This window comes from Microcoleus pseudofavosus SVA1_A4, from assembly GCF_036700565.1.
GTDB lineage: Bacteria > Cyanobacteriota > Cyanobacteriia > Cyanobacteriales > Microcoleaceae > Microcoleus.
In genome coordinates this window covers 17,993-26,994 of the sequence record NZ_JAUBPE010000031.1, presented here as the reverse complement: position 1 = coordinate 26,994, position 9,002 = coordinate 17,993, and the positions used below count along the sequence as shown (strand labels likewise).

Here is a 9,002-nt window from a genome sequence, read left to right as displayed (position 1 = left end):
CGATCGCAAAGCACATCAACCCCGGATCGATGACCTTCTATTGGTCTAAAATCTGTTACATTACAATCATAGTTAAGCATTTGGCAACCAGCTATGCGGTCAATTGAACAACTGACAGAAGAGCTTTTATCTCTGCCTAGTGCATCAAGAGCACTTTTGGCAGAAAAACTCGCAGAAAGTTTAGAATTCGATATCGACCCAATAATTCAGGCCGCTTGGACAACAGAGGCTCATAGACGACGTAACGAGATCCAAAGTGGTGCTGTGCAAGCAATTCCGGGAGATGATGCCTTAGCTCAAGTGAGGCTGTTGCTTGACCCATGAAGTATGTATTTCATCCTGAAGCACTTGCCGAATATGCTGAAGCTGTCCAATACTATGCAGAACAACGTTCTGAAGTAGCACAGATGTTCATTAATGCTATTGAGGATGCTGTGTATCGAATTAGGGAATCTCCGACTCGCTGGGCTATAGTTGATGAAGATGTTCGCCGATGTTTGACGCGGAAATTTCCCTATAGCATCCTTTACACGATCGAACAAGACTACATTTTGATTCTCGCAGTAACGCATTGCAGTCGAGAGCCTGGGTATTGGAAAAGCCGCAAATAATTGAAACATTCAGCAATCCAACATTTAAAATGTCTGAGATAACTCTGCTACATGAAATTGCTCATTGCCCCCATGCACGGTTCTGTCGAGAAAATCCTGCTGCTGAACATCCATGTAGCGAAATTGTTAATTATCAAAAGTCGCTCAATTTAGACGATTTTCAAGTACCTGAGCCTTGGAGTGGACATATAGAGAAAGCTCCTATTCTTTTTCTGAGTTCAAATCCATCAATTGGCGCTGGTGAAAACTACCCAAATTGGTCTTGGTCAGACGATGATATGGAAGATTACTTCAGTTATCGTTTTGGAGGGGGACGCAAGGAATGGATCGTCAATGGTACGAAATCCTTACTAATGGACGGGACATATAGCCATGCTGTTAAGTTCTGGGCAGCAGTCCGGCAACGTGCTATGGAGTTATTTGAACGGGATGTGCTTCCAGGAATTGATTATGCACTTACCGAAATAGTGCATTGTAAATCCCATAAGGAAATTGGCGTAGAACGAGCGCAATATAAATGTGTTGAAGCCTATTTGTTGAGGACTTTAGAACTGGCAGGGGCAAAAGTAATTGTGGTGCTGGGAGAACGTGCAAGGAAAGCAATTCAAAGTCAATTCAATATTCCTGAAAAAATCTCAGTGTCTGAGGCAATAAAGATAGGGAGCAGTGAAAGATTTTTTGCTTTCCTTCCACATCCAAATGCCTACAAAGATCGTTCTTTTTCCAAGTGCTTTCAGGATGATGAGCTTGAAAAGTTACGCGCATTTTTGCATCCGTGAAAAAATGGTGAGTGATGCACATGGTCAAAGTTACTTGAACGTCCGCTCGCCCGATTGAAAACCTTACCTTCTAGTGAGCAAGATGCGATCGCGTTATGATAGAAGTATCGCCTGATTGTGGCAATTCGCTATGACCTTGGTATTATTTTCATCCGATTTATTGGCACTCATGCTGAGTATGACAAAGTAGATGCAAAAATAGTCTAAACAGAGGTGAATGTATGGAATTGCGCTCAATTAGAAATGAAACTGACTATCAGGAAGCCCTTCGAGAGATCGAGTTACTGTTTAATGCAGTTGTAGTTGTAGGGTGTGTCGCTGCAGGAAACTTCCCACTAAGGCGCAGATATTCGAGGGCGACGCACCCTACATTCTTACCGCCTTCTGCCACTCCCGAAAGAGCGACTCCGACTCGGTTGACGAGAACTCCTGCCGCTACCAAAACTCGGACTCCGCCTTTGCTGCGGGGAAGTTGAGTTGGGCGATCGCCTCAAAGTGCTGCCGCCGTAACCCGAACCGGTCGATCTATTATTGGCATTTGGACGTACTGAGGGTCTTACTGGCTGGTTAGATGTGGGCGATCGCAAGCGGCCGGTCGTCCTTAAAACTTGACGGTTTCTCACCTCCGGAGGCGGAGTTCGGTAGCGAGTTTGATATTGGTTAACAGCTTGGCTGTAAGTATTGCCATACCCGCCATATCCTGTCATAATCCCCGGCTGATAGACTGGCGGCATATAATATTGCGGTCTAAATAACAAACTGCCGATCGCCTGACCCGCTATAGCCCCAGCAAACGGCGCCCAGAAGCCTGATTGCTGTCTCACTACTACGGTTTGGGGCTGACCGGTTTGAGGGTTATTGACAGTTTCCGTCACGTTGTGAACGTACTCAATTTTAAAATCTTCTGTCAAATGCAAAACCCCTTGATTGTTATTCACATTTAGATAACTTTTCTTGCCTGCCGATATTTCTTCATCCGTTAAGCGAGCCATTTGCAAATCCGTAGTGCGGTAAACTGGGGGACTGCCGGCGGGAGTATTCAGCAACATCAAACTGTACTCACCATCCGCATCGTCGTAGGTAGCTTGCTGTACGGGATATTGGCCTTGAGCCAAGTTATTGTTTGGTGCAGGGCGCACCGTGTTTACATTGCTATTTGCCGCAGGATTTGCCGCAGGATTTGTCGCAGGACTTGGAAGAGCTTCTGGGGTAGGAGAACCGCAGGCAGTTGCCGTCCACAATAAAGTTAAAGCCATTAAATAAATTGTCAGTCTTCGCAGCATAAATAATAATTGGTAATTGGTAATTAGTAATTGGGAATTGGGAGTTGGGAGTTGGTAATTGGGCATGGGTTGTTTGATAATTGCTCCTTCTTCCTTCTTCCCGACATCCGTTAGAGCCGTTACATCCGTTACTGAATCCGTTGCCGAACTTCTTCCTTCCTTAAAGAGGAATGAGTTCGGGGAAATTGACCAACACTTGGTCGTTGGTAAGTTCGTCACCCAACTGTGCGGGAGAAAAGTGAACTTGCACAGCTCGGAGCCTTTGCTGGTAATTTAAATTAATCAGTGCTTTTAAACCGACTTTCAGCGCGCTGATGTCAGCGAGGTCTGTTTCTAGGGCAGGAATTTCGCCTTCATAAGCAACTGTCAGCATCACTACGACATTTCTAGTTACCGGCAAAGACAAGGGGGAATTTTTATCATAAACAGAGGTGCTGTATTGAGGCTCGCTGAGATAGCGATCGGCTGAATCAGTGAAAAGCTCATCCACATAATCGCCGGCTTCGCCTTCATTCCAAAAAACATCGCCTTCATTGGCTGCTGCTTGCCAGTAGTTGTCGTATTGCAACAGGTGATTGCAAATTTCTACAAGACCTTCTCCTAAAACTGCTAGGTTGCCATCGGCATCAATTGCTTGTCTGGCGGTGCGGTTTAGAACTCCTAACAGCGGTGCAACTTCTTCGCCTGTTAGGTGAACGAACACACGGCAAACTGCCAGTCGAGTTTTACCTGTAAATTGACTGAATCGATCGCGCCAAGCATTCATAATAACCTATAGTTGTAATCTGTAGGGCTATATTTCCAACGATAGCAGGCGATTTGCACTCTTGCCGTCTAACCTCAGATTGATATCGAGGGCATTTTGAGCGATCGCCTCCGCAGCGTACTGTCTCGCTTTGAGTCATCTAATTTTATCGCAGTTTTCAATCGGAGCAAATACAGTAGGGAAACGGCACGGTCTTGTCCTGACGGGTATCTGCGATTTTTAATAATAATTGGTAAAAATTTGATAATTGTAGCAATACTTTTTAAAATTGATATTAATTCGGCGTTCCTTTGCTTCGCCGGAATATGAGATTGTGCGCGATCGATTCATCGGTCATTGTTTGCTGTGCTTCGCGATCGCAATCATATCAATTCCGGGTGCGCCGGAATGAGATAGAGGACACGGCAGTGCCGTTTCCCTACCGCGATCGATTGTAGGGACTTAGGCACTCGCGGTGTCCTGATTTCGGGTAAGATTAATTCCCATACAACCGGAATTGATATCACAGGAAATTGTCGGTGGATAAATTTAATTCAAAAAACCTCCAATCGAGTTCGATTGGAGGTTCGCTGAGCGAATACTTTGGTTTGAGATAACTATTTGACGATCGCGCTTTGGACTTGTTCGATCGCAATTTCCGAACTCAACTCAGCAACTGGCGAAACCGGCAAATCCAGCTCGCCGCCCGGAGCTTCCGGGTGTTCGCGAACGGCTGCAACCGCATCTGCTGACTCAGCTACACCTGCATCTGCGATCGGATCGATCGGCTCTTCAAAAACTTCAAAATTATCGGTCATCGCAGCGCAAGCAGCAGAAGCGCGCTTGCCGGCGCGGTAGCTCATGTAGGCCGCACCGGAGCCCAAAACGGCACCCAAACCTAAGAAACCGAGAGCTGCTGTTTTGTAGGATTTCCACGGATTCATTCCATCCGAACCGCCGGAACCTAGGAGCGTTGTCGCAGAACCAGATTGAGCCGCCCCAGATTTGCTGTAGGAACAGGGGAAAGCAGATGCAGCGTCACCTATGGCGATGCTGCTTGCGATCGCGACGACAGAAGCAATGCCAGCTAACACTTGAAACTTCTTCATGGTGTTCTGGAGATTGTAAAGGATAATTAAAAAATTAATGGTAGCAGCTCTTTACAAATCTATCAACTTTGGGCGCCGTCCAAATCGCGGATCGATCGCAAATGTCAACTATAGCCTCACGCAATTCAAATTTAAAATTGTCCGTTTGAAAACCTGGAATGGTTGCTATGTAAGCGTTTTAAGTAACCGAACGGCAGAAGTTGAAGTTTTGTGAACCAATATTTCGATCGCACCCAAATTAGAACATCTAAGGTCAGACAGTAGAAAATTTAGTTACAGACTGGCAAAAACTTGGTGACAAACTACTTTTAAGGCTACTTTTGAAAAGGCTTAGTTATTGGAAAAACTCTTATTTTTATGACAGACAGCGGGAATCAAGGCATTGAGCGAGCCCCTCGCCGATTGTTGGTGACGGGCGGGGCTGGATTTATCGGCTCGAATTTTGTACATCACTGGTGCAGCAGCTATGGGGGCGATCGAGTAGTCGTACTCGACGCTTTAACCTACGCCGGAAACAGACAAACCCTGGCAACTTTGGAAGGAGGAGAAAATTTTCGGTTTGTGCAGGGGGATATTTGCGATCGTACTCTAGTCGATACCTTGCTGAAAGAAGAAAACATCACCACAGTCGCCCACTTTGCCGCAGAATCCCACGTTGACAGGTCAATTATCGGGCCTGCCGCCTTTGTTCAAACAAACGTTGTCGGAACCTTCACGCTTTTAGAAGCCTTCCGCAAGCATTTTGAAGCAATTGATGAGCCCTCTCTCAAAGCACAAATGCGCTTTCTCCACGTTTCTACCGACGAAGTTTACGGCAGTCTCGGCCCCGACGACCCAGCATTTACAGAAACAACCGCCTACTCGCCCAACAGTCCCTACTCAGCCTCCAAAGCTGGCAGCGACCACCTCGCCCGCGCCTATTTCCACACCTACGGCGTCCCGACAATTATCACCAACTGTTCCAACAATTACGGCCCCTATCACTTCCCAGAAAAGCTCATTCCATTAATGTGCATTAATATGCTATTGGGCAAACCGCTGCCAGTTTACGGCGACGGTCAAAACGTGCGAGATTGGCTCTACGTTCTCGACCACTGCCGCGCTTTAGATGTCGTTATCCACCGCGGCCAGCCTGGGGAAACCTACAATGTTGGCGGCAACAACGAGGTAAAAAATCTCGATTTAGTAAAAATGCTGTGCCAGCTAATGGACGAATTAGCTGAGGATTTGCCCGCCCGTCCTTGCGAACAACTGATCTCATTTGTCAAAGACAGAGCCGGGCACGATCGGCGTTATGCTATTGATGCCAGCAAAATTAAAACTGAGTTAGGTTGGACTCCCTCAGTAACAGTTGAAGAAGGTTTGCGGCAGACTGTGGAATGGTACTTAGCCCATCGGGAGTGGTGGGAACCCCTGCTTTCGGAGGAATATCAAACTTACTACAGCAAGATATACGCCAATTAGTCACTTACGTGCGATCGCTCCCGTATAGCGTGCGATATCGTTTCCGGTTGGATCGGAATTGTATATTTGGATGGTCAGTGCGAGCGTCTGGCTCGCGATCCATGCCGTTCGCTACGGATGATCGCACTACTACTGTATGATTCCGACGTAACCGGATTTGATATGAATCATTAACCGGGTTTTTTAACTTTTATCCACGGCTTGAACGAAGTATTTTGGTTGAAAAACCCGGTTTCTGCGTAACTCCTGATTTAATTAAGTGCATCTCACTATCATAAATATTCACCCTTGTCAATCTTTGTAAAGATTTAGTTACAAGTCATCAGCAAAACATAAATGCAACTGTTTGTAGCTGATAATTTTAATAGAGTTACCAAATCAAGCATTTTAGAAGCTTTTAGTAAAAACAGAAAGCAGCAATGACCGAAATCAACTGGCTCAAGCAGCTCCAAGAACCCAAATACTGGGTGTTAGCGATCGCAGCAGGTTTGATTACCCTGCACCTAACTCTGACTTCTAGAACAAACGACACTGACCTCTTCGGCACAATGTTACTGTTTTGGGGAGTCGTGGCATTTCTTATTTGGGAAAGACACGAATCCTTAACTTTTGAAAGCGGAGTTTTCGCCAGCTTCTTTGGGGCATCGTTAATTGGTTTAATATTGCTCAAAAGTTCCTCTATATATGGATACGACTTTTTTATCAGAGCAACGCCTTTTTTGTCGGGAATCAGTCTCGCAATGCTTGCTTCTGGAACAAAAGGACTGAAACAATATTGGCAGGAACTTCTAATTCTTGCCTATACAGCTATTCCTCCCGGGTTGATCGGATTAATTGATGTAGCGAAATTAACGGCTAAGTTTTCAGCTTTTATCCTGCACTATTTAGGATTTGAAGTTGTACGCCAAGGGGTTTTTCTGATTTTAGAAAAAGGCAGCGTGGAAGTGTATCACGGCTGTTCGGGGGTGAATGCAATTCTACAATTGTTAGGACTTGCTTTAGTTTTTTTGCTGATGTTTCCTACAACTACGGGACAAAAAATTGTAGTACCTATTGTGGCAGTCCTGATTGCATTTACCGTAAATGCAGCGCGAGTTGCTCTCATGGCCGTGTTGGTAGCGCTATCTCAAACAGAAGCATTTAAATACTGGCACGAAGGAAATGGTTCGGTAGTCTTTTCGATGATTGCTGTATTTATTTTCGGAATATTCTGCTGGTTTGCCATCTTAAAAAACGAACCAGAAAATAAGAAAAAACAAAACTGCTAATGACTATTACCTACTGGAAACCAGTTAGAATTTCCCTGTTGGCTGTTACTTTAGGAGCGGTTTTATTAGTTGCAGGAAAGTTGGTCTTGTATCCATCGACTGGCAATCTTGCTGCAACCCCGTTTGAGTTTCCAGAGTCAGTGCCTCTAGCAGATTGGCAACTGCAAAAGAGCGCGGCGCTGAAAATTACCGATACTTCAGAAGTCAAGGCAGCCAGAAAATATGAATATCAAAAAAATAACATTTCTCTAGAAATAGAGATGCGCTACGCGGTAAACACCAACGGGGATGTGGAAAGTATGATGAAGGGACATACTATTCTCAAGTCGTCTCCTGGTAAACTAGCATTGGTAAGCACTCAAGGGGTAGGTTTTCACGGAATTTTGCAAAAGCAAAATCGACTGTATTTGAGTTCGTGTATCAATCCTCGCGGCGGTGCTACAGTCACTGCCGAACAGTTTAGATACAATCGGAATACTCGCGATTGGCAGGCAAACCGCATTCTGTTTTGGCTGTTGGGTAGGGGAAATATTCAAGACCGGCGCTGTTTGTGGACTCAGATGTCTGTACCTTTGGATAAAACACCTCCAGAAAATGCCCAAAAAATTCTAGAGAATGCTTGGGTTTCTTGGTATGGGTGGTGGCAGCCGCGATTTCCCGAACCTTGAGTCGAGTCAGTCGATTTTAGATTTTAGATTTTAGATTTTAGATTTACTCCACAGGTGAATCTGGAAGCTTGAACGAGAGTCTAAAATTTTTGACTCTCCACGACTGCTGTCGTTTGCAAGTATCCGTTTTTGGGCGGGGTCAAGAGAGATTTTTCTTAACAACAATTCTGATTATTTTATGAATGACGTACAAGGCGAGCAAGGTTTTTCTATCTACAGGCTGCGTTGGATTGGCTACGGTCTATTAATTCTGTCTTTATTAGATACGATTGCAGTTCTTATACCAGGCAATTTTGGCAATCGCGTCTGGGAATTGCAGACGATTGGGGCAATAGTGGAACGGGTGCCAGTTCCTCTACTGGCAATGGCGCTGATATTTTTTGGAGAAGAGTATGACCGCAAACGTTTGGAAGACATTTTTTTGAAGGTTTTGTCTTGGGCTTGTCTGCTGTTGGCGCTGGTTTTTCTGTTGATGCTGCCTTTGGGAATTTTTGGCACTATCTTCGTCAACAACCAAAACAACAAGCAAATTACTACTCAAGCAAACCAACAATTAGCTCAGTTGCAGCAGGTGGAAGAACGGCTGAATAAGGGTAGTCCTGAAGATTTAAAGAATTTGGCGGGGGAACTTACCCGTCTGGGGGTACAAACGGATACGCAAAACCCGCAGGAATTGAAAAACCAAATTCTTTCGAGAATTACTCCGGCTAAGGAACGGTTGCAGACGCAAAGTGCTGCGGTTCAGTCAAGTCAGCGCTTGGGGTTATTTAAAAATGCAGTTAAGTGGCTGCTGGGCGCGCTGATTTCTAGCGTTTTGTTTTTTACGCTGTGGCGCGGTACTGATTGGGCTCGGTAGTAGTTTTGAGTGCGCGAGTTATATGTAATATCAATTCTGGTTGCACTCCTACAGATGATAGCAACTCTGGACACGGCACTGCCGTGTCCCTACCCCAAAATAATCATGAGCGCTCGCGACAGATGTAACTATCGTCTAATTAATTGTAGGGAAACGGCACTGCCGTGTCCTGACTGTGGGTAATATTAATTCTGATGCTACCGGGATTTGATATAGCGC

General features: G+C 45.3%; 12 protein-coding genes. 9 read left to right on the top strand and 3 right to left on the bottom strand.

Annotation, left to right across the window (positions count from 1 at the left end):
* Positions 1-93: 93 nt before the first annotated feature.
* The 4 genes from QUA02_RS15325 (at position 94) to QUA02_RS15310 (ending at position 1,597) form a co-directional block, all read left to right on the top strand.
* A complete protein-coding gene (locus tag QUA02_RS15325; RefSeq protein WP_333029014.1) occupies positions 94-324 on the top strand; it encodes an addiction module protein in 231 nt (76 codons plus the stop codon).
* Entirely contained in the window at positions 321-611 is a 291-nt protein-coding gene (locus QUA02_RS15320) for a type II toxin-antitoxin system RelE/ParE family toxin (protein WP_333029013.1), read from the top strand. The genes QUA02_RS15325 and QUA02_RS15320 overlap by 4 nt, the downstream gene beginning before the upstream one ends.
* Before the next feature lie 29 nt (positions 612-640).
* A complete protein-coding gene (locus tag QUA02_RS15315) occupies positions 641-1,390 on the top strand; it encodes a hypothetical protein (RefSeq protein WP_333029012.1) in 750 nt (249 codons plus the stop codon).
* A gap of 111 nt (positions 1,391-1,501) precedes the next feature.
* The gene (locus tag QUA02_RS15310; RefSeq protein WP_333029073.1) at positions 1,502-1,597 is read left to right on the top strand and encodes a type II toxin-antitoxin system HigB family toxin; all 96 of its coding nucleotides are present in this window, start codon (positions 1,502-1,504) and stop codon (positions 1,595-1,597) included.
* A 167-nt stretch (positions 1,598-1,764) separates the two neighbouring features.
* Here QUA02_RS15310 and QUA02_RS15305 read toward each other — a convergent pair whose 3' ends face one another.
* Both QUA02_RS15305 and QUA02_RS15300 read right to left on the bottom strand, forming a co-directional pair.
* Positions 1,765-2,673, bottom strand: a complete 909-nt coding sequence (locus QUA02_RS15305; RefSeq protein ID WP_333029072.1) for a hypothetical protein — start codon at positions 2,671-2,673, stop codon at positions 1,765-1,767.
* A gap of 160 nt (positions 2,674-2,833) precedes the next feature.
* A complete protein-coding gene (locus tag QUA02_RS15300) occupies positions 2,834-3,439 on the bottom strand; it encodes a DUF1517 domain-containing protein (RefSeq protein WP_333029010.1) in 606 nt (201 codons plus the stop codon).
* 268 nt (positions 3,440-3,707) lie between these two features.
* Here QUA02_RS15300 and QUA02_RS15295 point away from each other — a divergent pair, with 268 nt between their 5' ends.
* Positions 3,708-3,830: a hypothetical protein gene (locus QUA02_RS15295; protein ID WP_333029008.1), complete on the top strand. Its 123-nt coding sequence runs from the start codon at positions 3,708-3,710 to the stop codon at positions 3,828-3,830.
* Between the two features lie 205 nt (positions 3,831-4,035).
* Here the strand turns inward: QUA02_RS15295 and QUA02_RS15290 are convergent, their stop codons facing one another.
* The gene (locus QUA02_RS15290) at positions 4,036-4,527 is read right to left on the bottom strand and encodes a hypothetical protein (RefSeq protein ID WP_333029007.1); all 492 of its coding nucleotides are present in this window, start codon (positions 4,525-4,527) and stop codon (positions 4,036-4,038) included.
* A gap of 357 nt (positions 4,528-4,884) precedes the next feature.
* Between QUA02_RS15290 and rfbB the strand changes: the two genes are divergently transcribed.
* The 4 genes from rfbB to hpsJ-A all read left to right on the top strand — a co-directional run bounded on the left by rfbB (position 4,885) and on the right by hpsJ-A (position 8,783).
* Positions 4,885-5,991 (top strand): dTDP-glucose 4,6-dehydratase, encoded by a 1,107-nt coding sequence (rfbB, locus tag QUA02_RS15285; RefSeq protein ID WP_333029005.1) that lies wholly within the window; start codon positions 4,885-4,887, stop codon positions 5,989-5,991.
* 419 nt (positions 5,992-6,410) lie between these two features.
* Positions 6,411-7,259, top strand: a complete 849-nt coding sequence (gene crtA / locus QUA02_RS15280) for a cyanoexosortase A (RefSeq protein ID WP_333029003.1) — start codon at positions 6,411-6,413, stop codon at positions 7,257-7,259.
* Entirely contained in the window at positions 7,259-7,927 is a 669-nt protein-coding gene (locus QUA02_RS15275; protein WP_333029002.1) for a cyanoexosortase A system-associated protein, read from the top strand. Before crtA ends, QUA02_RS15275 begins: the two co-directional genes overlap by 1 nt.
* Before the next feature lie 178 nt (positions 7,928-8,105).
* Positions 8,106-8,783: an HpsJ-like protein, cyanoexosortase A-associated gene (hpsJ-A, locus tag QUA02_RS15270; RefSeq protein WP_333029001.1), complete on the top strand. Its 678-nt coding sequence runs from the start codon at positions 8,106-8,108 to the stop codon at positions 8,781-8,783.
* Positions 8,784-9,002 lie beyond the last annotated feature (219 nt).